The sequence below is a fragment of the Neisseria sp. P0013.S005 genome, assembly GCF_051958425.1.
In the GTDB taxonomy this organism is placed as follows: Bacteria; Pseudomonadota; Gammaproteobacteria; order Burkholderiales; family Neisseriaceae; genus Neisseria; species Neisseria subflava.
The window spans coordinates 108,055-133,931 of sequence record NZ_JBQCVL010000001.1 but is presented as its reverse complement, the minus strand read 5'-3'; the positions used below and the strand labels follow the sequence as shown (position 1 = coordinate 133,931).

Annotated in this window: 29 protein-coding genes and 2 tRNA genes; 11 read left to right on the top strand and 20 right to left on the bottom strand. The window is 48.7% G+C overall.

Annotated features, from left to right (window positions below):
• Window positions 1-50 precede the first annotated feature (50 nt).
• The 3 genes from ACTHTA_RS00680 to ACTHTA_RS00670 all read left to right on the top strand — a co-directional run bounded on the left by ACTHTA_RS00680 (window position 51) and on the right by ACTHTA_RS00670 (window position 1,705).
• On the top strand, window positions 51-1,409 hold the full coding sequence (locus ACTHTA_RS00680; protein WP_308887165.1) for a deoxyguanosinetriphosphate triphosphohydrolase: 1,359 nt from the start codon (window positions 51-53) through the stop codon (window positions 1,407-1,409).
• Window positions 1,410-1,541: 132 nt separating this feature from the next.
• Window positions 1,542-1,618, top strand: a tRNA-Arg gene (locus tag ACTHTA_RS00675).
• A gap of 12 nt (window positions 1,619-1,630) precedes the next feature.
• A tRNA-Glu gene (locus ACTHTA_RS00670) sits at window positions 1,631-1,705 on the top strand.
• A gap of 62 nt (window positions 1,706-1,767) precedes the next feature.
• On the opposite strand, the gene ACTHTA_RS00665 is transcribed toward ACTHTA_RS00670, so the two are convergent.
• A complete protein-coding gene (locus tag ACTHTA_RS00665) occupies window positions 1,768-1,905 on the bottom strand; it encodes a hypothetical protein (RefSeq protein ID WP_308887167.1) in 138 nt (45 codons plus the stop codon).
• A 190-nt stretch (window positions 1,906-2,095) separates the two neighbouring features.
• Between ACTHTA_RS00665 and ACTHTA_RS00660 the strand changes: the two genes are divergently transcribed.
• Window positions 2,096-2,653 carry a hypothetical protein gene (locus ACTHTA_RS00660; RefSeq protein WP_308887168.1) on the top strand — a complete coding sequence of 186 codons (558 nt, stop codon included), beginning with the start codon at window positions 2,096-2,098 and terminating at the stop codon, window positions 2,651-2,653.
• Window positions 2,654-2,736: 83 nt separating this feature from the next.
• Here ACTHTA_RS00660 and ACTHTA_RS00655 read toward each other — a convergent pair whose 3' ends face one another.
• The 3 genes from ACTHTA_RS00655 to ACTHTA_RS00645 form a co-directional block, all read right to left on the bottom strand.
• Entirely contained in the window at window positions 2,737-4,047 is a 1,311-nt protein-coding gene (locus ACTHTA_RS00655) for an NCS2 family permease (RefSeq protein ID WP_440364022.1), read from the bottom strand.
• A 224-nt stretch (window positions 4,048-4,271) separates the two neighbouring features.
• Entirely contained in the window at window positions 4,272-5,594 is a 1,323-nt protein-coding gene (gene miaB, locus ACTHTA_RS00650) for a tRNA (N6-isopentenyl adenosine(37)-C2)-methylthiotransferase MiaB (protein ID WP_003684389.1), read from the bottom strand.
• A gap of 73 nt (window positions 5,595-5,667) precedes the next feature.
• A complete protein-coding gene (locus ACTHTA_RS00645) occupies window positions 5,668-6,063 on the bottom strand; it encodes a hypothetical protein (protein ID WP_049333912.1) in 396 nt (131 codons plus the stop codon).
• Between the two features lie 198 nt (window positions 6,064-6,261).
• Between ACTHTA_RS00645 and hemL the strand changes: the two genes are divergently transcribed.
• The gene (gene hemL / locus ACTHTA_RS00640) at window positions 6,262-7,545 is read left to right on the top strand and encodes a glutamate-1-semialdehyde 2,1-aminomutase (protein WP_440364023.1); all 1,284 of its coding nucleotides are present in this window, start codon (window positions 6,262-6,264) and stop codon (window positions 7,543-7,545) included.
• 77 nt (window positions 7,546-7,622) lie between these two features.
• Here the strand turns inward: hemL and ACTHTA_RS00635 are convergent, their stop codons facing one another.
• Window positions 7,623-8,087 (bottom strand): universal stress protein, encoded by a 465-nt coding sequence (locus ACTHTA_RS00635; protein WP_003680896.1) that lies wholly within the window; start codon window positions 8,085-8,087, stop codon window positions 7,623-7,625.
• 186 nt (window positions 8,088-8,273) lie between these two features.
• Here ACTHTA_RS00635 and ACTHTA_RS00630 point away from each other — a divergent pair, with 186 nt between their 5' ends.
• The 6 genes from ACTHTA_RS00630 (at window position 8,274) to rpmG (ending at window position 12,521) form a co-directional block, all read left to right on the top strand.
• Window positions 8,274-9,050, top strand: a complete 777-nt coding sequence (locus tag ACTHTA_RS00630; RefSeq protein ID WP_313971575.1) for a tRNA threonylcarbamoyladenosine dehydratase — start codon at window positions 8,274-8,276, stop codon at window positions 9,048-9,050.
• 13 nt (window positions 9,051-9,063) lie between these two features.
• Entirely contained in the window at window positions 9,064-9,531 is a 468-nt protein-coding gene (locus tag ACTHTA_RS00625; protein ID WP_440364024.1) for a hypothetical protein, read from the top strand.
• Between the two features lie 92 nt (window positions 9,532-9,623).
• Window positions 9,624-10,520, top strand: a complete 897-nt coding sequence (locus ACTHTA_RS00620) for a segregation and condensation protein A (protein WP_440364025.1) — start codon at window positions 9,624-9,626, stop codon at window positions 10,518-10,520.
• Between the two features lies 1 nt (window position 10,521).
• The gene (brnQ, locus tag ACTHTA_RS00615) at window positions 10,522-11,850 is read left to right on the top strand and encodes a branched-chain amino acid transport system II carrier protein (RefSeq protein WP_308887173.1); all 1,329 of its coding nucleotides are present in this window, start codon (window positions 10,522-10,524) and stop codon (window positions 11,848-11,850) included.
• Between the two features lie 251 nt (window positions 11,851-12,101).
• Complete coding sequence (gene rpmB, locus ACTHTA_RS00610; protein WP_002216391.1) at window positions 12,102-12,335, top strand: 50S ribosomal protein L28; 234 nt, start codon at window positions 12,102-12,104, stop codon at window positions 12,333-12,335.
• Window positions 12,336-12,365: 30 nt separating this feature from the next.
• Window positions 12,366-12,521 carry a 50S ribosomal protein L33 gene (gene rpmG / locus ACTHTA_RS00605; RefSeq protein ID WP_003684373.1) on the top strand — a complete coding sequence of 52 codons (156 nt, stop codon included), beginning with the start codon at window positions 12,366-12,368 and terminating at the stop codon, window positions 12,519-12,521.
• A gap of 228 nt (window positions 12,522-12,749) precedes the next feature.
• Here rpmG and nqrM read toward each other — a convergent pair whose 3' ends face one another.
• The 15 genes from nqrM to ACTHTA_RS00530 all read right to left on the bottom strand — a co-directional run bounded on the left by nqrM (window position 12,750) and on the right by ACTHTA_RS00530 (window position 25,586).
• Window positions 12,750-12,971: a (Na+)-NQR maturation NqrM gene (gene nqrM / locus ACTHTA_RS00600; protein WP_063069108.1), complete on the bottom strand. Its 222-nt coding sequence runs from the start codon at window positions 12,969-12,971 to the stop codon at window positions 12,750-12,752.
• 17 nt (window positions 12,972-12,988) lie between these two features.
• Window positions 12,989-14,056, bottom strand: a complete 1,068-nt coding sequence (locus ACTHTA_RS00595; RefSeq protein ID WP_308887175.1) for an FAD:protein FMN transferase — start codon at window positions 14,054-14,056, stop codon at window positions 12,989-12,991.
• Window positions 14,057-14,189: 133 nt separating this feature from the next.
• Window positions 14,190-15,407: an NADH:ubiquinone reductase (Na(+)-transporting) subunit F gene (gene nqrF / locus ACTHTA_RS00590; RefSeq protein WP_003741084.1), complete on the bottom strand. Its 1,218-nt coding sequence runs from the start codon at window positions 15,405-15,407 to the stop codon at window positions 14,190-14,192.
• Window positions 15,408-15,472: 65 nt separating this feature from the next.
• Window positions 15,473-15,763 (bottom strand): YciI family protein, encoded by a 291-nt coding sequence (locus tag ACTHTA_RS00585; RefSeq protein ID WP_308887177.1) that lies wholly within the window; start codon window positions 15,761-15,763, stop codon window positions 15,473-15,475.
• A 41-nt stretch (window positions 15,764-15,804) separates the two neighbouring features.
• Window positions 15,805-16,398 carry an NADH:ubiquinone reductase (Na(+)-transporting) subunit E gene (nqrE, locus tag ACTHTA_RS00580; RefSeq protein ID WP_308887178.1) on the bottom strand — a complete coding sequence of 198 codons (594 nt, stop codon included), beginning with the start codon at window positions 16,396-16,398 and terminating at the stop codon, window positions 15,805-15,807.
• A 3-nt stretch (window positions 16,399-16,401) separates the two neighbouring features.
• Complete coding sequence (locus ACTHTA_RS00575) at window positions 16,402-17,028, bottom strand: NADH:ubiquinone reductase (Na(+)-transporting) subunit D (RefSeq protein WP_049352534.1); 627 nt, start codon at window positions 17,026-17,028, stop codon at window positions 16,402-16,404.
• Complete coding sequence (locus ACTHTA_RS00570) at window positions 17,028-17,804, bottom strand: Na(+)-translocating NADH-quinone reductase subunit C (RefSeq protein WP_049329021.1); 777 nt, start codon at window positions 17,802-17,804, stop codon at window positions 17,028-17,030. Before ACTHTA_RS00570 ends, ACTHTA_RS00575 begins: the two co-directional genes overlap by 1 nt.
• Window positions 17,797-19,029, bottom strand: a complete 1,233-nt coding sequence (locus ACTHTA_RS00565) for an NADH:ubiquinone reductase (Na(+)-transporting) subunit B (protein WP_308887179.1) — start codon at window positions 19,027-19,029, stop codon at window positions 17,797-17,799. Before ACTHTA_RS00565 ends, ACTHTA_RS00570 begins: the two co-directional genes overlap by 8 nt.
• A gap of 2 nt (window positions 19,030-19,031) precedes the next feature.
• Entirely contained in the window at window positions 19,032-20,375 is a 1,344-nt protein-coding gene (locus ACTHTA_RS00560; protein ID WP_308887180.1) for a Na(+)-translocating NADH-quinone reductase subunit A, read from the bottom strand.
• A gap of 337 nt (window positions 20,376-20,712) precedes the next feature.
• Window positions 20,713-22,131 carry a sodium:proton antiporter gene (locus ACTHTA_RS00555; protein WP_308887181.1) on the bottom strand — a complete coding sequence of 473 codons (1,419 nt, stop codon included), beginning with the start codon at window positions 22,129-22,131 and terminating at the stop codon, window positions 20,713-20,715.
• A gap of 442 nt (window positions 22,132-22,573) precedes the next feature.
• On the bottom strand, window positions 22,574-22,933 hold the full coding sequence (locus ACTHTA_RS00550; RefSeq protein WP_070632654.1) for a YbaN family protein: 360 nt from the start codon (window positions 22,931-22,933) through the stop codon (window positions 22,574-22,576).
• A gap of 14 nt (window positions 22,934-22,947) precedes the next feature.
• The gene (locus ACTHTA_RS00545) at window positions 22,948-23,544 is read right to left on the bottom strand and encodes a DUF1415 domain-containing protein (RefSeq protein WP_308887182.1); all 597 of its coding nucleotides are present in this window, start codon (window positions 23,542-23,544) and stop codon (window positions 22,948-22,950) included.
• Window positions 23,545-23,661: 117 nt separating this feature from the next.
• A complete protein-coding gene (locus ACTHTA_RS00540; RefSeq protein ID WP_003684427.1) occupies window positions 23,662-24,144 on the bottom strand; it encodes an Lrp/AsnC family transcriptional regulator in 483 nt (160 codons plus the stop codon).
• A 404-nt stretch (window positions 24,145-24,548) separates the two neighbouring features.
• Window positions 24,549-25,022 carry a pilin gene (locus ACTHTA_RS00535; RefSeq protein WP_440364127.1) on the bottom strand — a complete coding sequence of 158 codons (474 nt, stop codon included), beginning with the start codon at window positions 25,020-25,022 and terminating at the stop codon, window positions 24,549-24,551.
• 114 nt (window positions 25,023-25,136) lie between these two features.
• Window positions 25,137-25,586 carry a pilin gene (locus ACTHTA_RS00530; RefSeq protein WP_440364128.1) on the bottom strand — a complete coding sequence of 150 codons (450 nt, stop codon included), beginning with the start codon at window positions 25,584-25,586 and terminating at the stop codon, window positions 25,137-25,139.
• Window positions 25,587-25,877: the final 291 nt, after the last annotated feature.

The window sequence follows — 25,877 nt, the reverse complement described above, 5'->3', positions numbered from 1 at the left end:
GGCCGTCTGAACATGTTTCAGACGGCCTTTACTTTGCTTGAGGAATCTTTATGACCATCCGAATGAATTGGCAAAATTTATTGTCCACCCAACGCTTCCGTACCAAAAACGGCGAAATCGTGCCGACCGTTACCCCTTCGACTCAGGAAGGTGCCGATGCCTTGCGTACGGATTTTCACATTGACTACGACCGGGTTGTTTTTTCCGGATCCTTCCGCCGCCTTGGTCGTAAAACGCAGGTGCATCCGTTGGCGCAACATGACTTGACGCACAACCGCCTGACGCACAGCGTTGAAGTTGCCAGTGTGGGCAGGAGTTTGGGCAACCGCGTGGGCGTGATGTTGCACAACGGCGGTTTTCTGCCGCAGGGCAATACGCCCAGCGATATTGGTGCTGTGGTGCAGGTTGCCTGTTTGGCGCATGATTTGGGCAATCCGCCGTTTGGCCATACCGGAGAAGATGCTTTGCGTGATTGGTTCAGACGGCCTGAACATCAAATTTATCTGAACACATTGAACGAAGCGGAGCGCAACGACATTCAAACCTATGAAGGCAATGCGCATAGCCTGCGTATTGTCGCCAGTCTTGAAATGTATCCAGAGGCGGGCGGAATGCGCCTGACTGCGGCAGCCATCGGCGCATTGCTGAAGTATCCGTGGACAACGCAACATCCAAACGGCAGAAAGAAATTCAATATTTATCAAACCGAGTTGCCGTTTATCCGTCAAGTTGCCGAAGAATTGGGACTGGTTTCTGCAGGAGTAGACAGCTGGGCGCGCCATCCTTTGTCTTATTTGATGGAGGCTGCTGACGATATTTGCTATGCCTTGCTGGACTTGGAAGATGCCGTCGAATTGGATTTGCTCACGGATACGGAAGTGGAGAGTATCTTGTCCGAGTTGACCTTTGCCGAAAGCGCATGGCACGCCAGTTCCAGCCGTCAGCGTTGCGCCATGTTGCGCGGTATTGCGATTGGCAAGGCGATTGATGATGTCGCGCAAACCTTTATGCTGCATCAGTCCGATTTACTGGACGGAACATTCAAAGGCAAAGACTTGCTTGCTTTGTGTAGCCCGCAAGTGCAAAACACTTTGGCAAAAGCGAAAGAGTTGGCGCAAACACGGATTTTCCGCCATCACACCAAGCTCTTGACTGAGATTGCCACGTTCCCATGTTTAGGCTCCATCTTGGATTTACTCGTCCCTGCCGCTTATGCCCTGATTGCTGAAAAACAGTTGGCAACGCGTCAGTCTCTGGCGTTGGAATTATTGAAAAAACACAATCCGATTCTTCCTGAAGACAGTCTGTATCAGGCTTATATGAAGATTTTGGATTTTGTCGGCAGCATGACCGATAACTCCGCCGCCAAAATGGCGCAGGATTTGTCAGGAGTAGGGATTTTACGTTAATTTTATATTTTTTAATTTCAATTAGTTAATTAAAAATATAAAAAATATCTGTGAAAATAGTAGACAGGTTTCAGCAAAGCCTATATTATTCGGTCTTCTTGATTCACAACGCACTAGCGAAGTGATGAGGATGCACCCGTAGCTCAGTTGGATAGAGTATCTGGCTACGAACCAGAGGGTCGGGCGTTCGAATCGCTCCGGGTGCGCCACAAGATTTATCCGCGCCCATCGTCTAGCGGTTAGGACATCGCCCTTTCACGGCGGTAACCGGGGTTCGATTCCCCGTGGGCGTGCCAGTTTTCAAAAAAACGCAATCTGTTTCAGATTGCGTTTTTTTATTGTATTTGCTGTGTATGTTTTATGGCCGTCTGAAACGCTCAGCAAATCCAGAGGCAGAAGCTTGTAAAATAAATTGCTCAGGTTTTTGTTGTCTATATGCGCTTTTCAATCTCATTTTACCATTGTCAAAACCTGATTTATTGACAATAGTATTCATCTTAAAAATTCCCAAACCTGAATTTACATGATTTCATATTTATAATTTATTGATTTTAGGAAATAAAAATATTTATTTGAACTTTTCTTGAAAAATGCCGTCTGAGATAAAGACAAGACGGAATATCTCTGTTAATGTGTAAATGTCACGGCATTTGCCGGTTTTTATTGAAACCATTTGGGAGTCAATTATGAATATGAATGTTAAATTAATCGTTCCTGCCGTTTTGGCGGCTGTTGCCTTGACTGCATGTAGCAGCGGTTCTAAAGCCAAACCTGAAACCAAAGCTGCGCCTACTGTGCAACAACAAACTCAAGCCCAAGCTCAACAAGCTCAAGCTCCAGTACCTAATACTTTGAAAGTAGACTCTATCGACGGTACTAAAGAAGTTCACTACAAATGCGGTAAAGACGGCAAAGAACCTCTGAGCGTAATGTACGGCTTCAAAGGCAACGAAGTTGTTGCCGCCCAAGTAAAATACAAAGGTCAATTAACTGAAAACCTGTTCCGTATCACTGACAGCAGCAAAGATGTAAACGCATTCTGGGGTGGCAATGTCGCTTGGGTTGCTGAAGCAGCTACTGCAGCCAACGTAGACAAAGTTGACGGCAACATGCTGACTGTCCGCGGTACTACCGAAGTAAACGGCAAACAAGAAGTGGTTGATCAAATCGTTACCCGCTTCTGCGCATTGGACAAAGGCGCGAAAGCTGCCGCTAAACCAGCTGCTAAAAAAGTGAAAAAATAATTTTTTACCGACAGCTTTAAACGCTGGATAAAATAAAACAGGCCGTCTGAAAAGTTTTCAGACGGCCTGTTCTTTTGAGCGGTTTAACCCAAGAACCAGAATTTCAATGCCCACAACACGGCGACAATCCATACCATAGGCGGTACGTCTTGGGTGCGGTTGCACAAGAGTTTGATGAGTGCGTAGCTGATAAAGCCGAACGCAATACCGTCGGCAATCGAGTAGGTAAACGGCATGAAGACGATGGTCAGGAATGCTGGTGCGGCTTCGGTCATGTCGTCCCAATCGATTTCACGCGCGCTGCGCAACATTTGCGCGCCAACATAGAGCAGGGCGGGTGCGGTAGCGAATGCAGGAATGCTTTGAACCAGCGGGGAGAAAATCAGACAGGCCAGCATCAGTACGCCGACGGTAACGGCAGTCAGGCCGGTACGGCCGCCGGCAGAAACGCCTGCCGCGCTTTCAACGTAAGGGGTGGTAGAAGAAGTACCCAAGGCGGCACCGGCGATAATGGCGGTAGAGTCGGCAAGCAGGGCGCGTTTCAAACGTGGCAGTTTGCCGTCTTGCAACAGGCCTGCGCGGTGGGAAACGCCGATCAATGTGCCGGTAGAGTCAAACAGGTCAACCAGGAAGAATACAAAAATCACGCTGACCATGCTGACGGTGAACAAGCCTTTGAAGTCCATCTGCATGAAGGTTGGCGCAATGCTCGGAACTTCGCCGACCACGCCTTTGAACTCGCTCAAGCCCAAGATGGTGGAGATGGCGGTCAGTGTCAGAATGGTAATGATGATGGAGCCTTTAACGCGGAAGTGGCCAAGTGCAACTACCATGACAAAGCCTGCCATCGCCAGCAGGGCGGTAGGCTGGTGGATGTCGCCCAAACCGACCAATGTGGCAGGATTGGCCACAATCACGCCTGCGCCTTTGAGTGCAATCAATGCCAAGAAGAGGCCGATGCCTGCGGCAATCGACATTTTCAAGCCCATAGGCAAGGCGTTGACCAGCATTTCGCGCACTTTAAAGAAGCTGAACAGGATGAAAATAATGCCGGAGATGAAAACGGCACCCAAAGCCACACGCCAGTCCACGCCCATGCCTTTGACGACGGCAAAGGTAAAGTAGGCGTTCAAACCCATGCCTGGAGCAAGGGCGATCGGGTAGTTGCCGACAAAGCCCATCACGAAACAACCGATGGCGGAGGCGATACAGGTGGCCACAAATACTGCGCCCATATCCATGCCGGTTTCACCCAAAATCAGGGGATTGACGATGATGATGTAGCACATGGCGAGGAAGGTTGTCACGCCGGCCATAATTTCCGTGCGGACGTTGGTCTGATTGGCGTTGAGGTTGAATAATCTTTCCAAAACGCTTTGATTTGAAGAACTCATTCGAGATATTCCTTTGGGGGAAAGCCGTTTAAGGACGGCATCATCGGGTTTAACTGCCGGAAGCTCGGATTTTAGCCTTAACTTCTCAACAGATAAGGGAATTTTCGGGCGGTATTATACTGAAAAGCCTTTTGTTCGGGTAATAAAAATGAATCAGATGATACTGAGCCGAGCCAAGATAAAGGCCGTCTGAACAGTTTCAGACGGCCTTTGTTTGTGTGTACTTATACCGGTTTGCCTTTCAGGGAGAAGGTGTAGGCTTCGGTGATTTCCAAATCGATCATTTGGTTGATCATGTCGGGTGTACCGGTAAAGTTGACCACGCGGTTGTTGGCGGTACGGGCTTGCAGTTGGTCAGGGTCTTTTTTGGAGATGCCTTCAACCAAGCAGCGTTGAACCGTGCCGATCATGGTTTGGTTGATGCGTGCGGTTTCGGCTTCGATAACTTCGTTTAAAGCTTCGAGGCGGCGCACTTTTTCTTCATGCGGCGTGTCGTCGTGCAGGTTGGCGGCAGGTGTGCCGGGGCGCGGACTGTAAATAAAGACGAAGCTCAAGTCGAAGGCAATGTCTTTGACCAGTTTCAAGGTTTGCTCGAACTCGCGCTCGGTCTCGCCCGGGAAGCCGACGATAAAGTCGGAGCTGAGGCACAAATCAGGACGGATGGCACGCAGTTTGCGGATGATGGATTTGTATTCCAAGGCGGTGTAGCCGCGTTTCATCGCGCTCAATACGCGGTCGGAACCGCTTTGAATCGGCAGGTGCAGGTGGGAAACCAGCTTCGGCAGGTCGCGGTAGCACTCGATAATCGCGTCGGTAAATTCGCGCGGATGGCTGGTGGTAAAGCGTAGGCGTTCGATGCCGGGGATTTCGTGGACGATGCGCAATAAAGTGGCAAAGTCGCAGATTTCGCCGTTTTCCATTTCGCCGCGATAGGCATTAACGTTTTGGCCTAAGAGGTTGATTTCTTTAACGCCTTGTTGCGCCAAACCGGCAATTTCGGTCAATACGTCGTTGAGCGGGCGGGAGAATTCTTCGCCGCGGGTGTAAGGGACGACGCAGTAAGAGCAGTATTTGGAACAGCCTTCCATAATGGAAATGAATGCCGAGCCGCCTTCTACGCGCGCAGGCGGCAGATGGTCGAATTTTTCGATTTCGGGGAAGGAAATATCGATTTGAGATAGGCCGGTGGTTTCTTTGTCGACGATGAGTTTGGGCAGGCGGTGCAGCGTTTGCGGGCCGAAAACCACGTCCACATACGGAGCGCGTTTGACGATGTTTTCGCCTTCTTGAGAGGCAACGCAGCCGGCAACGCCGATGATGAGGTCGGGATTTTTTTCTTTGAGCGGACGTACGCGGCCCAAGTCGGAGAAAACTTTCTCTTGTGCTTTTTCACGCACGGAGCAGGTGTTGAACAAGATGATGTCGGCGTCGTCAGGTTGGGTAACCTGTTCGATGCCGCCGTGTTCTTCGGCGAGGACGGACAACATTTTTTCGCTGTCGTACTCGTTCATTTGGCACCCGAAGGTGCGGATAAATACTTTTTTCATGGTTTGTTTTGATTGATTTGCTTGTTGTAAAAGGGTTCAGACGGCCTGTGAAATACTCGGGCCGTCTGAAAAATTATTCTTCCGCCTTTTTCTGCTTTTTAGCGTGTTCGATGAACCTGTCGGCTTCGGCGTCGGTCAAAATCCAGATTTCGCGGACGAGGCGGCTTTCTTCGTTGTATTTGAACGCAACGGCTTTGCCGGTTTGATTCAGCAGGCGGCCCATCGGAATGAAACGGTCGTTTTCATCGTGGATTTTGGTGAAACGGGTGATTTGCAGTTTGGCCGCATTGCCGTCCACAATGCCCAAGGTTAGCAGGCGCGTCCAAGAAAAACCGCCTTTGCTGACTTTCAGATAAGGCAAATCGACAGTCTTTAAAACGGCTACATCCATATCGTCAGGCAGGCTGCGTTGTGCATGGACGAGGGAGGACGCCAAAAGGGCGAGGCTGAGTATGAATCCGCGTAACATGATGCTTTTCTTTTATTGTTTCAATAGGTCGCGGATTATAGCACAAGCAGGAAAAATGTGGATAGAGTATTTGTTTTTAAAGAATAATTTTGATTTTGCACCCGATTCTTATTTTGAAGCTTGGGCCGTCTGAAAAGGATTTGGTGTTAAAATGGCACCGATTTGATTTTCAGACGACCTCTTACGAAAGAATTTATCATGAACCGTAATGAAAGCTTGTTCAACCGCGCCAAAGCCATTATTCCCGGCGGCGTGAACTCTCCTGTGCGCGCATTTGGCAGCGTCGGCGGCGTGCCGCGCTTTATCAAAAAGGCAGAAGGCGCGTATGTTTGGGACGAAAACGGCACGCGTTATACCGACTATGTCGGCTCTTGGGGCCCTGCGATTGTCGGCCATGCCCATCCTGAAGTCATTGAAGCCGTGCGCGAAGCAGCATTGGGCGGTTTGTCGTTTGGTGCGCCAACTGAAGGCGAAATTGTCATTGCCGAAGAAATCGCCAAAATCATGCCGTCTGTCGAGCAGCTGCGCCTTGTCAGCTCCGGTACGGAAGCAACGATGACCGCCATCCGTTTGGCACGCGGTTTTACCGGCCGCGACAAAATCATCAAATTTGAAGGCTGCTACCACGGCCATTCCGACAGTTTGCTGGTTAAAGCAGGCAGCGGTCTGCTGACGTTTGGCAATCCTTCTTCCGCCGGTGTGCCTACCGACTTTACCAAACACACTTTGGTACTCGAATACAACAATATCGCCCAACTGGAAGAAGCCTTTGCCCAAAGCGGCAATGACATTGCCTGTGTGATTTTGGAGCCTTTTGTCGGCAATATGAATCTGGTTAGGCCGTCTGAAGCCTTTGTCAAAGCCTTGCGCGAATTGACTGAAAAACACGGTGCCGTGTTGATTTACGACGAAGTGATGACCGGCTTTCGCGTGGCGCTGGGCGGCGCACAATCTTTGCACGGCATCAAACCCGATTTAACCACCATGGGCAAAGTGATCGGCGGCGGTATGCCTTTGGCGGCGTTCGGCGGCCGTAAAGACATTATGGAATGTATTTCCCCGTTGGGCGGCGTGTATCAGGCAGGTACATTGTCCGGCAATCCGATTGCCATCGCCGCCGGTTTGAAAACGCTGGAAATCATTCAGCGTGAAGGCTTCTATGAAAACCTGACTGCCTTGACCCAACGCCTCGCCAACGGTATTGCCGATGCGGCTAAAGCACATGGCGTTGAATTTACGGCGGACAGCGTGGGCGGCATGTTTGGTTTGTATTTTGCCAGCCATACGCCGCAAAACTATGCCGACATGGCGCGTTCTAATATCGACGGTTTCAAACATTTCTTCCACGGTATGCTCGACCGCAATGTCGCATTCGGCCCGTCAGCTTATGAAGCCGGTTTTGTTTCCGCCGCGCATACGCCTGAGCTGATTGACGAAACCATTGCTGTGGCACACGAAGTGTTCAAAGAAATGGCAAAATAAAAGCTGAAGCTGCCATGTGAAAAAAGGCCGTCTGAAACTATTCAGACGGACTTTCGCTATGTTAAATAAATGCTTGATTATGCTTCTTCGGCTTTGCTGCGGATAATCAGCAGAGGCAGGTGGCTTTGACGCATTACGGTTTCGGCGAAGCTGCCCATCAGCAGGTGCATCAGGCCGGTGCGGCCGTGTGTGCCGAGTACCAGCAGGTCTGCGCCGTTGTTGTCGGCGTAGTCAACCAAGTCTTGCGCCATTTCGCGCGCGCCTTTGTTGGCAACCAACAGGTGTTTCACGATGTTTTCAACGCCGCTTTCACGCGCTGTTTTTTCTGCGAAATCCAAAACTTCGTTACCTTGAGCCACTGCGGCGGCTTCGTAGCTTTCGTGTTGCAGGAATTCAGGAGCCAAAGCCATGTATTCGGCAGGGTTGGCAACGTGAACCAAAGTCAGTTGGGCTTTGTTGAGGCTTGCCAGTTCGGCGGCGTGTTTCAATGCATTGAGGGAGGTCTCGCTACCGTCAACGGCTACAACCAGATGTTTGTACATATTTATTCTCCTTTTGCGCCGAGTAGCGGCACTTTCGTTTAATATGAAATCAGAACTTGTCTGAATGTGAAACGATTATAAACTCTTTCGGGCGGGTACAACAGCCCATCTGCTTTCAAGTATAATGTCAGTCCGATTCGCCTGTGGCGTTTTTCATTAATTTATTGATATATCACAAGGTTACTTATGCAGGACGCCGCTTTTCTTTCTTCGCGCCGCTTTGGCGGCATTGCCAGGCTTTACGGAGACGAAGCACTGGCGCGCTTTTCGCGTGCGCATGTGTGCGTGGTCGGCGTCGGAGGCGTCGGCTCGTGGGCGGTGGAGGCTTTGGTTCGGAGCGGTATCGGTCGTTTAACGCTAATTGATTTGGACAATGTTGCCGAGTCCAATGTCAACCGCCAGTTGCACGCTTTGACCGATGATTTCGGTAAGGCAAAAGTTACTGCTTTGCGCGAACGCATCGCCCAAATCAATCCGCAATGCGAAGTGACGGAAATCGAAGATTTTGTTACCGAAGACAATCTGGACGAGTTTTTCAGACGGCCTTTTGACTTCGTTATCGACGCCATCGACCAAATCCGTGTCAAAGCGGCGATGGCGGCGTATTTCGTGCAACATAAACAACCGTTTATTATCAGCGGCGGCGCGGGCGGACAGAAAAATCCGGCTTTAATCCAAACCGCCGATTTGAGCCGAGTTACCCACGATCCGCTGCTTTCCAATTTGCGCTACACCTTGCGCAAACGCTACGGCTTCAGCCGCGATACCAAAGAAAAAATGCGCGTGCCTTGCGTTTATTCAACCGAGAATATTACGCCGCCGCAATCCGGCGAAGCGTGTTCGACCGATGCCGCGCCGCAAGGTTTGTCCTGCGCGGGCTACGGCGCGAGTATGCTGGTAACGGCTTCGTTTGGGCTGTATTGTGCGCAGGCGGCGGTGGAGCATATCGCGGGGCGGAAGTGAGGGGTAGAGGAAGATGGTTAAGAGCCGATTTTTCAAAGCCTATTTTATTGCCAGTCTGATTTATGCGGTATGGTTCGGCGTATTGATGTATGCTGTCGATCCGATGTTTCTTGATGTGACGGAATGCAATACGCTGCCGGGCGATTATTTGTGTGTGCAAAGCGGTTATGACCGCCCATTCACCACTTTTCTTTATCCGTTTCTGTCCGTCGTGATATTCAGTCTTTTGCACGCCGGTATTATGAAATGGCTTAACCGCCGTTCGGTTAAAATGATTTGGTTTTTGGTCGGCTGCGAAAGTTTGCTGCTGTTAGCTTTGATAGTGGCGATGCTTGCGAGGGATGGTTTTGTGTTGTCCCGAGATGTTGGCTCGGTACTGGCGGGTACAGTTTTCGCCAGTCTGCCGCTGTTGGGTATGGCCTTGGCCCAGACCTTTGCCGTCGCCATTGTTTCTTTGCAAATCAATCGTAAAAAACGTTGATTTTTATATTTAAAACGGGTTGTCCTTGTTTCAGACGGCCTTTTGTTGATGAAACTTCTTACTAAACTTAAAAAGAAAAAGACCCTTTAACCATGCCTTCAGAACACCTTATTTCTTCCACTGCCGCAACGCCGTCTGAACATACCGTTGCGTGGGTGTTCGGTCAGCCTGTCACCGATGTGCCGCAGGATTTGTTTATTCCGCCTGATGCGTTGAAGGTGGTATTGAGCAGCTTCCAAGGGCCGTTGGATTTGCTGCTGTACCTTATCCGCAAGCAAAATATCGATGTCCTCGATATTCCGATGGTGAAGATTACCGAGCAGTATCTGCACTATATTGCCCAAATGGAAGCGTATCAGTTTGATTTGGCGGCGGAATACCTGCTGATGGCGGCGATGTTGATTGAAATTAAATCGCGCCTGCTGTTGCCGCGTCCTGAAGAAGTTGAGGATGAAGAGGCGGATCCGCGTGCTGAGTTGGTGCGCCGTCTGTTGGCTTACGAACAGATGAAACTGGCGGCTCAGGGCTTGGATGCGTTGCCGCGTGCCGGGCGTGATTTTGCTTGGGCGTATTTGCCGCTGGAAATCGCGGTCGAAGCGAAGTTGCCGGAAGTGTACGTTGCCGATTTGACGCAGGCTTGGTTGGGTATTTTGTCGCGTGCCAAGCATACGCGCAGTCATGAAGTGGTGCGGGAAACCATTTCCGTGCGCGCGCAGATGACGGCGATTTTGCGTCGCTTGAACGAAAGTGGTATCAGCAAGTTTAGCGATTTATTTAAGCCGGAGCAGGGTGCGATATATGTGGTGGTCAATTTTATTGCATTGCTGGAATTGGCTAAAGAAGGCTTGGTGCGTATCGTGCAGCCTGAAAATTATGGTGAAATCGAAATCAGCCTGAAAGACGGTTTGGAAACAAACGAAGCTGAAATGCTTTCAGACGGCCTTGAAGCCGATGAAACCGATAACGAGAATTTGAATAAAGAGAACTAAAATGGATTCGACGACAAGTCATACCAAAGCTTCTTTATGGGCAGTGGGCTTAATGTTGTTTGCCCTGTTTTTTGGGGCGGGGAACCTGATTTTTCCTGCTTTTTTGGGACAGCAGGCCGGTGAAAACTGGCTTTCGGCCATGTCCGGCTTTTTGCTGACAGGGGCGGGTTTGCCGTTGTTGGGTGTGATTGCCGTCGGCTATTCCGGTTCGCGCGATGTGGAGGCGCTGGCTTCCCGTGTTGCGCCTTGGTACGGCGTGACTTTTGCCACGGCGCTTTATTTGGCAATCGGCCCTCTGTTTGCCATGCCGCGTACGGCGACAGTGTCTTTTGAAACCGCGATTTCCCCTTTTATTGATGAATCTTGGAAAAACATCGCATTGGCCGTATTCAGCCTGGTGTTTTTCGGTATGACTTATTGGCTGTCGATTTCTCCGGGTAAGCTGGTTGACCGTATCGGTAAAATCCTCACGCCTGTTTTGTTGCTGTCAATTGCGATATTGGTCGGCTATGCCGCCATTAACCCAATGGGCGTGCCGCAGGCGGCGCAAGGCGATTTTGCCACTCATCCGTTGGTTAAAGGCATTTTGGAAGGCTACGGTACCATGGACGCGCTGGCTTCGCTGGTGTTTGCCATTATCGTCATCGATGCCGTTCGCGCCATGGGCGTGGACAACCGTGCAGACTTGCTGAAGACTACGACGATTTCGGGCGTGTTGGCGGCTTCTTGTTTGGCAGTGGTTTACCTGTTTATCGGCTATATGGGCGCGACAGGTGTGGCCGGTATCGGCTTGCAGGAAAACGGCGCGTCGGTTTTGTCTAAAACTGCACAACACTATTTCGGTACGGCCGGTATTGTGCTGCTGGGCGTGATGGTGCTGCTTGCCTGCCTGAGTACGGCGGTTGGCTTGATTACTTCATGCGCCGAATATTTCAACCGTCTCTGCCCGGGTATTTCTTATAAAGCCTTTGTGATACTGAATACTGTGGTGTCTATCCTGTTGGCCAACAAGGGCCTTTCAGCGATTTTGCAGTTTTCCATCCCTATGTTGATGCTGTTGTATCCGCTGACCATCGTCATCATTCTGCTGGCTTTGACAGATAAATTGTTTGGCGGCGGCCGTATTGTCTATTTCTGCACCATGATGGCGGCCCTTGTGGTCGGTTTGCTCGATGCCTATAAGGCCGCGTTTGGATTTGATGCCGACACCGCTGCCGCTATCGAGCGCGCATTGCCGTTTTACAATATCGGTTTAGGATGGGTTGTTCCCTCTTTAGCCTGCTTTATACTCGGCTGCATTTTGAATGCGGCGTTGAAGAAAAAAGCATGATGATAAAACAGGCCGTCTGAAATGTTCAGACGGCCTGTTTATTTCGCCGACCATGCAAACGACAGATGATTTTTTTAAAGAAATCCGTTATAATTGAAAAGTTAAGGCTTTGCGAAATACCGTTTCGCAGATGCAACATATTGAGAAGATTTATTTCCACAAATCCCGTTTTTTCAGCAAACGACTTGAACTGAAGGCGGATTTCGTGGTATAAATCGCGTTTTACTATTTTAGAAGTTTGGAGACTAACCATGGCACGAGTTTGCAAAGTGACCGGTAAGCGCCCGATGTCTGGCAATAACGTATCACACGCCAACAACAAAACCAAACGTCGTTTTTTGCCTAACTTGCAATCACGTCGTTTCTGGGTAGAAAGTGAAAACCGCTGGGTTCGCCTGCGCGTTTCTAACGCTGCATTGCGCACCATCGATAAAGTAGGCATTGATGTCGTATTGGCTGATTTGCGTGCTCGCGGCGAAGCTTAATTTAAACACCATTAATTAAGGATTACTGCAATGCGCGATAAAATCAAACTGGAGTCCAGCGCTGGTACTGGTCACTTCTACACAACTACTAAAAACAAACGTACTATGCCTGGCAAACTGGAAATCAAAAAATTTGACCCGGTAGCCCGTAAACACGTTATTTACAAAGAAACTAAATTGAAATAATCCGGTTTCTTCCAAGAAAAAGCTCCTGTTTTGCAGGAGCTTTTCTTTTTTATTTCCCGATTAGTTTGGAGGCTTGTTTCAAATGTGTATGCAAGATATTTTTGAATTGCTTTAATAAGAGGCAAAATAAAAGAGCGTGTATCCATTGGGGTCACGCTCTTTTATTTTTCAGACGGCCTGATAGGGGATAAGCGGTCTTAAATCATGAATAAATATTCAACAACGACTTTAATGATCGACCTTGATGCCTTGATTGTCGGAATGTTGTTTTTTATCCAGCTCTTTTTGCAAGGTATCGCATGGCGTATCGCAATCGCACATTTTCTTCATACCGAGAGAGGAAATGCCGCCGCAGCTGCCTTTAATGGTGCGTTTGGAGAAAATATAGCCGACTGCCATGCCGAGGATGACAAGGATAAAGATACCGAAAGTAAGGAGGAGGGTTTTCATGTGTGTATTCCTGAAGGTTAGTTTAATAATTTTTTGAATGCGCTGGACATTTCAGTATGGTAGCCGCCTTGCGGAGTTCGGATGATAAGGAAAACGGCGAGATTTTCTTGCTCGGCAAGTTTAAGTGCTTCGGTTTCTCCGAGGACGAATAAGCCGGTTGAAAGGCCGTCTGCAAGTGTGGCGTTTTCAGCTACTACGCTGATGGAAGCAAGGTTGTGGCTGATGGGTTGTTTGGTTTTAGGGTTGATGATATGGGAAAGGCGGCGGCCTGACTTATCAACATGGAAAATGCGGTAGTCGCCGGACGTAGCCAGTGATTTATTGTCCAATGGAATGGTAATTTGGGTGGCGCCTCCTTGAACGATATTGGGCTGCTCGATGCCGATACGCCAAGGGTTGCCTTGCGCATTGTGGCCTTTGCCATGCAACTCACCCCCGATTTCTACCAAATAATTGCCGATATTGAGTTTTTCAAGTTCGGCGGCGGTTTTATCCACGCCAAAGCCTTTGGCGATAGAAGATAGGTCTAAATAGACTTCGGGATGGGTTTTGGCAAGTGTAGGCTGCTGTCCGTCTTGGGAAAGTTTGATTTTGTCTGTGCCGACCATTTCTGAAGCATGTTGGATTTCTTGCGCAGTCGGTTCGTGCGTGATTTCTTTTTGCGGGCCGAATCCCCAGAGGTTGACCAAAGGACCGACGGTTACGTCTAGTGCGCCGTGCGTTAGTTTGTTTAAACGCAAGGCTTCGCCGGTCACATAGGCAAAGTCTAGGGAAATGGGCATGGCCTGATTGACGGTGCGCAGCTGGTTGAATTGGCTGATTTCGGAATCGGTCTGGTAGGTAGACATTTGCCGATTGACTTCTTTAAGTGCGTCATCAATGCGTTTTTGTATTTCGGCAGGGGAGGGGAGTTTGTCTTGGCCGTCTGAAAGATATTTGACGGTATAGGTCGTGCCCATGGTCTCGCCTTGCAGGGTAATGGTTTGTTGTTTTTCAGGTTGGCAGGCAGAGAGTGTGAGCGCGGAAAGGATGGCAACGGTGCAACCGATTATCAGACGGTAAAACGAATTTGAAAGAAACGGCATAAGGGATTTGCGGATTATTTTTTGAAGCCTTTATTGTATCGTAAAAGAAAGGGTCAGGCCGTCTGAAAGTATAGTTTTCAGACGGCCTAGAAATAAAAAAAGGAAGAAACCGTAGTTTCTTCCTTTTTGTCTGTTAGCCGCCGAAATCGTCCAAGAGGATGTTTTCGTCTTCCACGCCCAAGTCTTTGAGCATTTTGATCACGGACTGGTTCATGATCGGAGGGCCGCACATGTAGAATTCGCAGTCTTCCGGTGCCTCATGGTTTTTCAGGTGGTTTTCGTAAACCACGTTGTGGATGAAGCCTGTGTAGCCGTCCCAGTTGTCTTCCGGCAGCGGATCGGACAAGGCGACGTGCCATGTGAAGTTCGGGAACTCTGCTGCAAGTTGGTCGAAGTCTTCAACATAGAACATTTCGCGTTTGGAACGTGCACCGTACCAGAAGGTGATTTTGCGTTTGGAGTTCAAACGTTTCAACTGGTCGAAAATGTGGGAACGCATCGGCGCCATACCCGCACCGCCACCGATGAATACCATTTCGGCATCGGTGTCTTTGGCGAAAAATTCGCCGAACGGGCCGGAAATGGTTACTTTGTCGCCGGGTTTGAGCGACCAGATGTAAGACGACATTTGTCCCGGAGGTGCATCAGGTACGCGCGGAGGCGGCGTGGCGATACGCACGTTCAGCATGATGATGCCTTTTTCTTCAGGATATGAAGCCATGGAGTAAGCGCGCAAAATCGGCTCGTCCACTTTGGAAACGTATTGCCACAGATTGTATTTGTCCCAGTCTTCGTGATATTCCTTAGGAATGTCGAAGTCTTTGTAAGCAACGGTGTGCGGCGGGGCTTCGATTTGGATGTAGCCGCCTGCACGGAAGGGAACTTCTTCGCCTTCGGGAATGGCAAGCTTGAGTTCTTTAATGAACGTGGCTTTGTTGTCGTTGGAGATGACGGTGCATTCCCATTTTTTCACGCCGAACACTTCTTCCGGTACTTCAATGTCCATGTCTGTTTTGACGTTAACTTGGCAGGACAGACGGCAGCCTTCGCGTGCTTCGCGTTTGCTGATGTGGGACAACTCGGTCGGCAGAATGTCGCCGCCGCCGCTTTTCACGACAACGCGGCATTGTCCGCACGAACCGCCGCCACCGCAGGCGGAGGGAACGAAGATGCCTTGGCTGGCAAGCGCGCCCAGCAGTTTGCCGCCGGCGGGCATAGTCAGCTCTTTTTCATCATTGACTTTGATGGTGATGTCGCCCTCGCTCACCAGCTTGGATTTGGCAAACAGAATCATCAGTGCCAAAGCCAAGACGATGACGGTGAACATCACGATACCTAAGATGATTTCCATAGGTGTTCCTTTAATTCAAAAATATTTTTGGCTGCGCCAAATGGAGTTTTAGGTCGTCTGAAAATTCAGGCCCCGGCATAGTGGCTTAAATCAGGCGCGGTTTTGCTGGGGATAAACTCTGTTATCGCGTAATCGGCGATACCTGCTTGGCGGAAAGGGTCTTTGCTAATGATACGTTCCACTTCGTCGCGGCCAGCGGCTTGGGCGATGATGATGCCGCCGGTGCGCGGTTCTTTCCGCCCTGAAAACAGAAATACGCCTGCCTGATAGTAGCGGTCTAAAAATTGGCGGTGGGCAGCCAAGTGCTGTTCTATTTGAGCAAGTTCGGCGGTGTAGGTCAGCGAAATGATAAACATGTTTTTCCTTCTGTTTTATTTTTCAGACGGCCTGAACGTTTTTACAACTGGATACCTGAAAACGACATAAACGCCATCGCCATCAGGCCGGCGGAGATAAAGGTGATGCCCAGTCCTTTGAGGCCTTTGGGAGCGTCCGAATATTTCATTTTTTCGGTAATGCCCGCCAAAGCGACAATTGCCAACATCCAGCCCAAGCCCGCGCCGAAGCCGTACACGACGGATTCGCCGAAGTTGTATTCGCGTTGCGCCATAAACGAAACAGCACCAAAAATCGCGCAGTTTACGGTAATCAGCGGCAGGTAGATGCCCAGCGCGTTATAGAGGGCGGGAACGAATTTGTCCAAGAACATTTCCAGAATCTGCACCAAAGCCGCAATCACGCCGATGAAGGTGATGAATTTCAGGAAGGTCAGGTCCACACCTTCAACCAGCGCGCCGTCTTTCAACAGCGAGTAAACCAGTTGGTTGGCTGGGACGGACAGGCCGAGTACGAAAGTTACAGCCACGCCCAAACCGAATGCAGTGGATACTTTTTTAGATACCGCCAAAAATGTACACATCCCCAAGAAGAAGGAAAGTGCCATGTTTTCCAGAAAGACGGATTTTACAAAGAGGCTTAAGTAATGTTCCATGTGTTATTTCTCCGCCTGTTCAGGTTTCCAAGTGCGCAGACCCCATACCAAGAAGCCAATGATGAAGAATGCGCTAGGGGCGAGCAGGAATAAGCCGTTGGTTTGATACCAGCCGCCGTCCTGTACGGTTTGGAAAATGGTGTAGCCAAAGAGCTTGCCTGAGCCGATCAGTTCGCGGATGGTTGCGATGATGATCAACATCATGCCGTAACCTGCGCCGTTACCGATACCGTCAACCAAGCTCTCCAAAGGAGGCTCTTTCATGGCGAATGCTTCGGCGCGGCCCATCACGATACAGTTGGTAATAATCAGGCCGACGAATACGGACAGCTGTTTGGACAGCTCATAAGCAAAAGCTTGGAGCAGTTGGTCAACCAGCGTTACCAAGGAAGCAACAATCGCCATTTGCACAATAATACGGATGCTGTTGGGGATGTAGTTGCGTACCAAAGAAATGAAGAAGCTGGAAAAACCGGTTACTAAACTGACGGAAATACCCATTACGATGGCCGTCTGAAGTTTGGTGGTAACCGCCAAAGCCGAACAAATACCCAAAACTTGCAAGGCAATTGGGTTGTTGTCGATAAAGGGTGAAAACATCAAATGTTTCAAGCGTTTCATGTCAGCCATTATTGTGCTCCTGCTGATTTCAATTTGTTCAGGTAGGGGATATAGCCGTTTTCGCCGAACCAGTAGTCGAACGAACCTTGCACACCTTTAGACGTCAGCGACGCGCCGGAGAGGGCATCTACGCCGTGTTCTTTGTCTGAGCTTGCGCCTTTGCCGACGTGCAGGGCAAATTTGCCTTGTTCGTTAAACAGTTTTTTGCCGACGAATTTTTGTTGCCACAGAGGGTTGCCGATTTCGCCGCCCAAACCCGGAGTTTCGCCTTGGTCGTAGTAGGTAATGCCGTTGATGGTGTTGCCGTCAGGTTGAATGGCGACAAAACCGTACATGACAGACCACAAACCGTTGCCGTGCATAGGCAGGATGATTTGGCTGACTTTACCGTCTTCGCCTTTTACCAAGTAAACCTCAGTGTATTTGGCACGGCTTTTGATGCCTGCCAAATCGTCTTCAGGTTTGATTTGGATGCTTTGGGCAGGGTCTTTGCCGGCAACGCGTGCGCTGAAGTCTTTAGGCGCATCGGCGACGTATTCGCCGGTTGCCAAGTCCACGACACGTTGCTCGATACGCTCGGCAAAGGTTTTGCTGATGTCGGTGTTTTTATCCATCAAACCAGCTACGCTCAAGATATAGCCTTGTTTGTCTTGGAGTTTTTGTTTCTCTTGGATTGGTTTCAAGCCGACGACCGCACCAGCAACGATGATGGAACAAATCAGGCTGACAACCAATACCACAATCAGCGTGCCGCTGAAGCTGTCTTTATCGAATTTCTTAGCCATTGCTGCGCGCCTTTCTGCGTTTGATGTTCGCTTGTGCGACGAAATAGTCGAAAATCGGGGCAAACAGGTTGGCAAACAGAATCGCCAACATCATGCCTTCGGGGTAAGCTGGGTTGACCACGCGGATCAACACGCACATTACACCGATAAGCGCGCCGTACCACCATTTGCCGACATTGGTAAAGGAAGCGGAAACAGGGTCGGTCGCCATAAACAGCATACCGATGGCGAAGCCTCCGACCACCAAGTGCCAGTACCAAGGCATGGAAAACATGGCGTTGGTGTCCGAACCGATGACGTTAAACAGCGAAGACATGGCAATCATACCGATCATCACGCCGGCAATAATGCGCCAAGAAGCGATGCGGGCAAACACGATAAACGCGCCGCCGATTAAAAGCGCCAAAGTGGATACTTCCCCGATAGAACCGGGCACGTTACCGATAAACGCATCCATCCAAGTGATGGATTGATTGGTAACAGCATTTTTCAGACCTTCTGAACCGTGTGCCGCCCATTGCGCCAACGCAGTTGCGCCGGAATAGCCGTCAACCGCCGTCCAAACGGTGTCGCCGGTAATATTCGCAGGATAGGCGAAGAACAAGAAGGCACGGCCTGCCAGCGCGGGGTTCATAAAGTTTTTACCCGTACCGCCGAACACTTCTTTCGCAACCACCACGCCGAAGGTAATACCCAAGGCAGCCTGCCACAGCGGCAGCGTAGGCGGAACGATTAAGGCAAACAGAATCGAAGTCACGAAGAAACCTTCGTTGATTTCGTGTTTGCGCACGGTGGCGAACAAGACTTCCCAGAAGCCGCCGACGATAAATACGGTTGCGTAAATCGGCAGGAAGTAAATCGCGCCGAACAGCATTTTGCCCAACACGCCCGCTTCAGACGACATATTAATGCCCAAAGCGTTGGCAAGGGCGTAATGCCAGTCGTTTGCGATGCTTTGTTGCAGCAAATCGGGTGTCAGCGCACCGAATGCCTGTGCGCCGACGTTGTACATACCGTAAAACATGGCGGGGAACAAAGCCAGCCATACCAAAATCATCATGCGTTTGGAATCCAGCGCATCGCGGACGTGCGCCGCTTTGCGCGTTACCGCACCGGATGTGTAGAAAATCGTCGCCGCAGCTTCATAGAGGGCATACCATTTTTCATGTTTGCCGCCCGGCAGGAAGTGCGGTTCGATTTTTTCCAGAAAATGTTTCAAGCCCATAATCAGCCTTCCTTCTCAATGGTTTCCAGCACCTTGCGCAACAGCGGGCCGTATTCGTATTTACCCGGGCAGACGAAGCTGCACAAAGCGAGGTCTTCTTCGTCCAATTCCAAGCAACCCAAAGCCTGCGCGCTGTCGGTATCACCGACGATTAAATCGCGCAGAAGCAAAGTAGGCAGGATGTCCAGCGGCATCACGCGTTCGTAAGTGCCAATCGGCACCATGGCACGGTCGCCGCCATTGACGGCTGTCGTGAACTTGAAGAGTTTGTTTTTCAGGAAATGACCGAGGGTCGTACGCGTAATCGAGTATTTGTCCGGCTGCGGCGCAACCCAGCCGAACAGCTCTTTGCTGCGGCCTTCTTCGATAACGGAAATCTGATTGTGGTAGCGGCCGAGGTAATCGTGCGCGCCTTGTGCAATCGCGCCGTTCAATACTGAGCCGGAAATCACGCGGTTGTCTGCGTCAACCAATTCGCCTGCAGTAATTTGCGATACTTTCGCACCCAAAACGGTACGCAAGAGGCGCGGTTTGTTGACTTGAGAGCCACCCAAGGCAATCACGCACTCGGTGTTCAGACGGCCTGTTGCAAACAAACGGCCAATGGCAATCACATCTTGATAATTGATGGTCCAAACGGTTTTGTTTGCACCGACCGGCTCGATGAAATGAATGTGCGTGCCACTCAAACCGGCAGGATGCGGGCCGCCAAATTCATGTGTTTCGATGTTGGCAGCGTTTTCAGACGGCACATCTGCGCCGGCTGCTTTACATACATGGATTTTACGTTCGGTCAGGCGGCTCAATACCAGCAGGCCGCGTTTGAAGTCTTCGGCGGCTTCTTTGATGATGACCGTAGGATCGGCAGCCAGCGGATTGGTGTCCATCGCATTGACGAAGATGGCGAACGGTTCGGCATCGACGGCAGGGATTTTGCTGAACGGACGGGTGCGCAGTGCAGTCCACAAACCGGATTGGATCAGGTTGCGGCGCACTTCTTCGCTGCTCAATTTTGCCAGCGCTTCAGGTGCGTAGCGTTCGAACTCGATTTCGTCGTTGCCTTCAACGGCAATTACGACTGACTGAAGTACGCGCTTTTCGCCACGGTGAATCGCGGCGATTTTGCCTGAAGCCGGAGCAGTAAATACTACGCCCGGATTCTTTTTGTCTTCAAACAGCACTTGGCCTTTTTTGACGGCTTCGCCTTCCTTGATTTTCATCGAGGGGCGCATGCCGACATATTCTTCGCCAAGCAACGCGACTTCGGTAATGGCCGGACCGTCATAAATGACTTGCTCCGGTCTGCCTGCGATAGGCAGGTCTAAGCCTTTTTTTATCTTAATCATAAGGATGCGTTACTTTTTGGTGGGTTGAGATTCGGATGTCGGATTGTTTTTTTCAGACGGCATGTAATGTTTTGAAACAACGGATGGGCCGTCTGAAAAAGCAGAGGTTTGCTATAAAAACAACGAATAAACGCAAACAACAAAGCTTTAGATTTTATCAGGTATAGGCTGCTTTATGTCAGTTTTACGCTTATTTTTACGGGAAAAGTGGGAAAAAAGTAGGAATGTGTAATCGAGTGTTAAGGGAAATAATTTTTAACTGATTGATATTTAAACGCTATATTTGATGATATGGCTGAAAATGAAAGGCCGTCTGAATTTCAGACGGCCTTTAAGTTTAAAAGAGCTGCCAAACAAAGAAAATCATCGTATGCAGGGCAAACAGAGGTACCAATACAATCACCGACCATGCCATATAGCCGAAGAAGGAAGGCATCGGTACGCCGCGTTGTTCGGCAATGGCTTTGACCATGAAGTTCGGCGCATTACCGATATAAGTGAGCGCACCCATAAATACGGAACCCATAGATACTGCCAGCAGCGAGTGGAACAGGTGGCCTGTCATCAAGGCTTGGGCATCGCCACCGGCCATATTGAAGAACACCAAATAAGTCGGCGCGTTATCCAAGAATGCCGACAAAATGCCGCTCATCCAGAAATACATCACATTAATCGGATTGCCTGCCGCGTCGTGAACCAAAGAAACAACGGAAGCCAATGCGCCTGTTTCGCCGGCTTTCAAAATCGCCAAAACAGGCGAAATGGTAATGAAAATACCCAAAAACAGTTTGCCCACTTCGGCAATCGGCTCGAAGTTGAACTCATTGCCTGCGCGTACCTGTTTGGGCGTAATAATCCAAGATACGGCGGTCAAAGCCAGCAAAATGCCATCGCGCATCAGGTTTTGCAAGGCGTAATGGCTGCCTAAGATTTCAAAGCCCGGATGATTTGGTTTCCACAAACCGGACAGCAAAACCGCGCCGACTACACCGGCCAGTAACAGAAAATTCCATTTGCCGTAAATTTTGACTTTGTCTTCTTTATCGGAAGGAGCAGGAGCAAGGTGTTCGCTTTGTTCACGGTTGAAGTGTCGGCTGTCGATGATGTAGAAAACGGCCAGCAAAATCACAGAACTGATCAATACAGGCATCAGCATGTGTTTGACCGTCCACATGAAATCTACGCCTTTCAGGAATCCTAAGAACAAAGGAGGATCGCCTAAAGGAGTCAGACCGCCGCCGATATTCGCCACCAAGAAAATGAAGAAAATCACGATGTGAACGCGGTAGTGGCGTTTATGGTTGGCTTTCAAAAGCGGACGAATCATCAGCATCGCCGCGCCTGTCGTCCCCATGATGGACGACAAAGCCGTGCCGACTGCCAACAGGGTTGTGTTTAATTTGGGCGAGCCGTGCAAGTCGCCGCTGACAAAAATACCGCCTGAAATGGTATAGAGTGCCAAAAGCAACAGGATAAAGGGGATATATTCTTCAACCAACGCGTGGGCAACGGTATGTACGCCGGCTCCGAAACCAAAGGTTACGATAAACGGCGTTAAAAACAGCAGCGTCCAAAACGCTGTAATTTTGCCGAAGTGGTGATGCCAAATGCGGGAGAAAAACAGAGGTCCGAGTGCAATAGACAAGAGAATCAGTGCAAACGGCAGACCCCAAAGCAGGCTTGCGGATGAGCCGTCAAAATCGGATGCCGCAGCAGGAAAGGCGGTAAGAAGCAGTAAAAATGAGAGATAGCGCATAGTATTTCCTTTTTATTCTGTTGCGCAGTGAGGAACTTCGTTGAGAGAGCACGGCGGTGAAATATTCAGGCCGTCTGAAAATATCCAGACGAACTGCGCGGTTGTGTCAGGGGAAAGTATAACGCAAAGCAAGTGTTAAGGGACGGTTTAGAGTGTTGGAATCAAAAGAAATGTTGATACAAATAAAGGAATAAAAGCGATGGGAGTAGTTGGAAGTAGTAAAAAAATGTTTTTGAAACAGGAGCTTGAAACTTTGAAAATAATGCTATCGAAAAAATATTTTGAATTAATTTTAGCTAAAATTTACATTTAATTGAATAAATGGAGGCCGTCTGAAAAATGAGGATGAATAGGGTGTTTTAGTTCTTACTGATTGTTTTAATGGATAAATTGGGTATGAAAACAAAAAAATAGGTAAGCGAAAATGCCCACCTGTTTTATTTTATGCCTCCGGCCGTAACCACATCCACACAGCCACGCAGCTACAGAAGACTGATGAAACGGCACCAATCCACCAGCGTTCTGGAAATTGCCAAAACATAAACAGGCAAGAAAGGGCCATCATGCCGATAGCGAAGAACTTTGCCTTGCGCGGCACGGCGCCGTTGTTTTCCCAATTTTGTATGATCGGGCCGAAATGGCGGTGATGATACAGCCAATTGTGAAAGCGCGGCGAAGCTTTTGCCCAGCAGGCGGCGGTCAATAAAATGAAAGGCGTAGTCGGCAGTAATGGCAGGAAAATGCCGATAATGCCCAAGACAAGCGACAATGCGCCGCAAAAAATCAATAAATAGCGAACCATCTTCCCGTCACCAATTATTTGTTTTCAGACGGCTTGTGATGTGGAAATGGACAACGCGGAATGTCTAATTTATCCCAGCCCTCATGCCCCATTTTTTCCAGTAGTGCGATATTGCGGTCGAAAATTGCCGAGGCATCAGGAAATGCTTCAGCCGCTTTGGCAATACTGTCTTCACGAATCAGATGCAAGGTCGGGTAGGGCGAGCGGTTGGTGTAGTTGTTGATGTCGTCGGCTTCAGTGCCTTCAAATTGAAAATCGGGATGGAACGGCGCAATTTGGACAATGCCTTCCAATTCGTTTTCTATAACCGCATCGTCGGCAATTTCCAGCATTTGGTTGAAGGTTTCAAAATCAGGGAATAGCGTCGGATGAACCAGTAAAGTGGTTTCCAATTCCGAAGCAGGCGTATTGCCCAGAAGTTGCAATTCACGATCCAAGTCCTCAAGGAAACCGTCCAAATGACGGGCTTCGCTGACAACGATGCGAACCAGGTTTTTAACGTGCGGCGCTTTGGCAAACGGGCAGAGATTCAGCCCGATAACGGCTTTTTCCAGCCATTGTTTGGTATGTTCTGAAACAGTATCGATATCGAGATGGGCAGTGTCAGTCATAGTAAAAGCTTATGTGAATTATTCTTAAAAAGTATACAAGTGTATGGGCTTGAAAGCAAACCATTGGAATTTAAAAGGCCGTCTGAATAACAGACGGCCTTTATCAGTTTTAAATCATTAATCCTGAACCAAATGAACTAAAGGCAGAGCAGTCGTGTTTTTAATTTCTTTCAACACAAAACTCGATTGCGCATCTTGCACGCCGTGGTGCGAAAGCAGCGTGTCCAAAACAAAATGGGAAAACGCGTTCATATCGGTAAAAAACGCATGGAGCAGATAGTCGGTTTCGCCTGTTAAAGCAAAGCAGCTTAATACTTCCGGCCAGGCGCGGACAGATTCGGAAAAATCCTCGCGCGCATCTTTTGCCTTGCTAATCGATACACGGATAAAAGCCTGCAAGCCCAAGCCCAAAGATACGGGAGAAAGCTGGGCAGCGTATTTTTGAATAATGCCCGCATCTTCAAGCTGTTTGAGACGGCGCAGGCAGGGAGAAGGGGAGAGCGCCACCTTTTCAGAAAGCTCAACATTGCTCAACCGCCCATTTTCCTGCAAAACCTGCAGAATCTTTAAATCCGTTTTATCCAAGTTTAGATGAGGCATGATGGTTCTCCCAATGTAGGTAATGTATGTTTTAAAAATGAAAAATGCTTAAAAATAAAGACTTGTATGGTTAAATTATATATTGAGTTCAGATAGGCGACAAATTGTCTTATAAGGAGTGTTGCGAATTTGTTTTATGTAGTGGTGAAAAGATGAAGGCCGTCTGAAACTAATCTAGATCAAAGTTTTATGTCATATTAGGATTGGATATAAAGAGGCCGTCTGAAAATGAATTTCAGACGGCATTTATTTTCGTAATGTGATCATTCAGGCTCTTAATGACCGTGTTTTGGAGAGTTTTGTTCTTTTGCTTTGATTCGTTTTCCGCGTTTGTATTTGGCTTTGTTTGGGGTGTTTTCTTCGCAATGTATTTTTGTGTTTTTCTTAGGGTATATGCTTGGTTGTTATCCGTTTGAGTTATCGCGGCACATGGCGGGAACCATCATCGGATCCAGTGTTCCGCCGCATCGCCAGTTGAGCAACCAAGTCGAATCGTTATTATTTCGATAAGGGGTCAGGGTCAGGACTTTGCCTTTGTTTTGTCCTTTATCGAAAGGAATGCTGATTTTGCCTGTATCTGCTTCTACAGTTACGCCACCGTTTTGGATGTATGTGCCGCCGATGCTTTGAGCGATAACGCCGATTGCGCCTTGTTTGCTGACATCCTCTGCATTGGGCAGGCGGTTATTTACCGCTGAGGCAATGCTGATTTCGGTTTTCAGGTCGTCGGTAAGGTATATTGCTTCGGAGGCTTGCGCCCTACCGGTATGGTTTTTGTAAGTGGGTATGGCGACAACAACCAGAATACCGAGGATAGCGATAACTATCATCAGCTCAATCAGGGTAAAACCTTTTTGGGTTTGAAATGGGGTATTCATTTGAGTGTATCGTTTTCAAGCTTTTTTATTTTTATAAAGCAAATCCCATAATAATCTTATGGGATTTGCTTTTATCTGAAAAGCTTATCTGAAAATGTGCTGTTTATGTAAAAATTATGGCTTCTTAGGAGTATCAGCTCGGCAGTTAGCAGGCAAATGTTTCTCTTCACCTTTATCTTTAGTACATGCCCACTCGATTGGTGCTTCAATATTATTTGAAGCTTGGCTTGGGGTCAGAGTAAATTCAGGATTGTCTTTTGCTCCAGTATCTTTAGTTACAACTTTAATTATACCGCCGTCTTCAATTTTAATACTTTCAACGTACTTGGTTTTTACAAATTTATAACCACTATTCTCAGCATTAACTTTATCCAAGCTACCGAGTGCTGCGGAAGTTTCATATACGGCCAATTTTGCAGGAGCTGCGAGGCCTAAGCCTTCAGCTACTTTAGCGCGGACGGTGTAGTCTTGGTATGCAGGCAGAGCGATTACGGCCAAGATGCCCAAGATGGCGATAACGATCATCAATTCGATCAGGGTGAAACCTTTTTGGATTGCTTTCATTGTTTAAAATTCCAGTTTTAAAGTGTGAATAATTGTGTTTAAGTAAAAAATCCGTAATGTGCTTGGCACTATGTATTATGAGTAAACCATAAGTAAGAAGGAATATACAGCTTCCGTCGGGCTTGCTGCTTTGAGGCTTGAGCCTTATCGGATGTGTTATTACAAGCAGTCGGTGTGCCAAGTGTGCAAAACTGATTAGAAAATTTATTTTTTATTTTTTGTTTATTGTTTTTATTGAAATTATTTTTAAATTTTTAAATTTTGTGAGGTTTTGTTTGAAAGTTTCAGGAT

What these genes read in the sequence shown, in the direction of transcription:
- ACTHTA_RS00645 (WP_049333912.1), bottom strand. Translation starts at nt 6,063, where the DNA reads ATGTTACGCGGATTCATACTCAGCCTCGCCCTTTTGGCGTCCTCCCTC.
- ACTHTA_RS00625 (WP_440364024.1), top strand. Translation starts at nt 9,064, where the DNA reads ATGGTTAAGAGCCGATTTTTCAAAGCCTATTTTATTGCCAGTCTGATT.
- ACTHTA_RS00565 (WP_308887179.1), bottom strand. Translation starts at nt 19,029, where the DNA reads ATGGGCTTGAAACATTTTCTGGAAAAAATCGAACCGCACTTCCTGCCG.
- ACTHTA_RS00555 (WP_308887181.1), bottom strand. Translation starts at nt 22,131, where the DNA reads ATGCGCTATCTCTCATTTTTACTGCTTCTTACCGCCTTTCCTGCTGCG.
- rpmB (WP_002216391.1), top strand. Translation starts at nt 12,102, where the DNA reads ATGGCACGAGTTTGCAAAGTGACCGGTAAGCGCCCGATGTCTGGCAAT.
- ACTHTA_RS00660 (WP_308887168.1), top strand. Translation starts at nt 2,096, where the DNA reads ATGAATATGAATGTTAAATTAATCGTTCCTGCCGTTTTGGCGGCTGTT.
- ACTHTA_RS00535 (WP_440364127.1), bottom strand. Translation starts at nt 25,022, where the DNA reads ATGAATACCCCATTTCAAACCCAAAAAGGTTTTACCCTGATTGAGCTG.
- ACTHTA_RS00560 (WP_308887180.1), bottom strand. Translation starts at nt 20,375, where the DNA reads ATGATTAAGATAAAAAAAGGCTTAGACCTGCCTATCGCAGGCAGACCG.
- ACTHTA_RS00630 (WP_313971575.1), top strand. Translation starts at nt 8,274, where the DNA reads ATGCAGGACGCCGCTTTTCTTTCTTCGCGCCGCTTTGGCGGCATTGCC.
- ACTHTA_RS00680 (WP_308887165.1), top strand. Translation starts at nt 51, where the DNA reads ATGACCATCCGAATGAATTGGCAAAATTTATTGTCCACCCAACGCTTC.
- ACTHTA_RS00585 (WP_308887177.1), bottom strand. Translation starts at nt 15,763, where the DNA reads ATGTTTATCATTTCGCTGACCTACACCGCCGAACTTGCTCAAATAGAA.
- miaB (WP_003684389.1), bottom strand. Translation starts at nt 5,594, where the DNA reads ATGAAAAAAGTATTTATCCGCACCTTCGGGTGCCAAATGAACGAGTAC.
- ACTHTA_RS00545 (WP_308887182.1), bottom strand. Translation starts at nt 23,544, where the DNA reads ATGACTGACACTGCCCATCTCGATATCGATACTGTTTCAGAACATACC.
- nqrE (WP_308887178.1), bottom strand. Translation starts at nt 16,398, where the DNA reads ATGGAACATTACTTAAGCCTCTTTGTAAAATCCGTCTTTCTGGAAAAC.
- ACTHTA_RS00550 (WP_070632654.1), bottom strand. Translation starts at nt 22,933, where the DNA reads ATGGTTCGCTATTTATTGATTTTTTGCGGCGCATTGTCGCTTGTCTTG.
- hemL (WP_440364023.1), top strand. Translation starts at nt 6,262, where the DNA reads ATGAACCGTAATGAAAGCTTGTTCAACCGCGCCAAAGCCATTATTCCC.
- ACTHTA_RS00665 (WP_308887167.1), bottom strand. Translation starts at nt 1,905, where the DNA reads ATGAATACTATTGTCAATAAATCAGGTTTTGACAATGGTAAAATGAGA.
- ACTHTA_RS00620 (WP_440364025.1), top strand. Translation starts at nt 9,624, where the DNA reads ATGCCTTCAGAACACCTTATTTCTTCCACTGCCGCAACGCCGTCTGAA.
- nqrM (WP_063069108.1), bottom strand. Translation starts at nt 12,971, where the DNA reads ATGAAAACCCTCCTCCTTACTTTCGGTATCTTTATCCTTGTCATCCTC.
- brnQ (WP_308887173.1), top strand. Translation starts at nt 10,522, where the DNA reads ATGGATTCGACGACAAGTCATACCAAAGCTTCTTTATGGGCAGTGGGC.
- nqrF (WP_003741084.1), bottom strand. Translation starts at nt 15,407, where the DNA reads ATGGAAATCATCTTAGGTATCGTGATGTTCACCGTCATCGTCTTGGCT.
- ACTHTA_RS00570 (WP_049329021.1), bottom strand. Translation starts at nt 17,804, where the DNA reads ATGGCTAAGAAATTCGATAAAGACAGCTTCAGCGGCACGCTGATTGTG.
- ACTHTA_RS00635 (WP_003680896.1), bottom strand. Translation starts at nt 8,087, where the DNA reads ATGTACAAACATCTGGTTGTAGCCGTTGACGGTAGCGAGACCTCCCTC.
- rpmG (WP_003684373.1), top strand. Translation starts at nt 12,366, where the DNA reads ATGCGCGATAAAATCAAACTGGAGTCCAGCGCTGGTACTGGTCACTTC.
- ACTHTA_RS00655 (WP_440364022.1), bottom strand. Translation starts at nt 4,047, where the DNA reads ATGAGTTCTTCAAATCAAAGCGTTTTGGAAAGATTATTCAACCTCAAC.
- ACTHTA_RS00540 (WP_003684427.1), bottom strand. Translation starts at nt 24,144, where the DNA reads ATGCCTCATCTAAACTTGGATAAAACGGATTTAAAGATTCTGCAGGTT.
- ACTHTA_RS00575 (WP_049352534.1), bottom strand. Translation starts at nt 17,028, where the DNA reads ATGGCTGACATGAAACGCTTGAAACATTTGATGTTTTCACCCTTTATC.
- ACTHTA_RS00595 (WP_308887175.1), bottom strand. Translation starts at nt 14,056, where the DNA reads ATGCCGTTTCTTTCAAATTCGTTTTACCGTCTGATAATCGGTTGCACC.
- ACTHTA_RS00530 (WP_440364128.1), bottom strand. Translation starts at nt 25,586, where the DNA reads ATGAAAGCAATCCAAAAAGGTTTCACCCTGATCGAATTGATGATCGTT.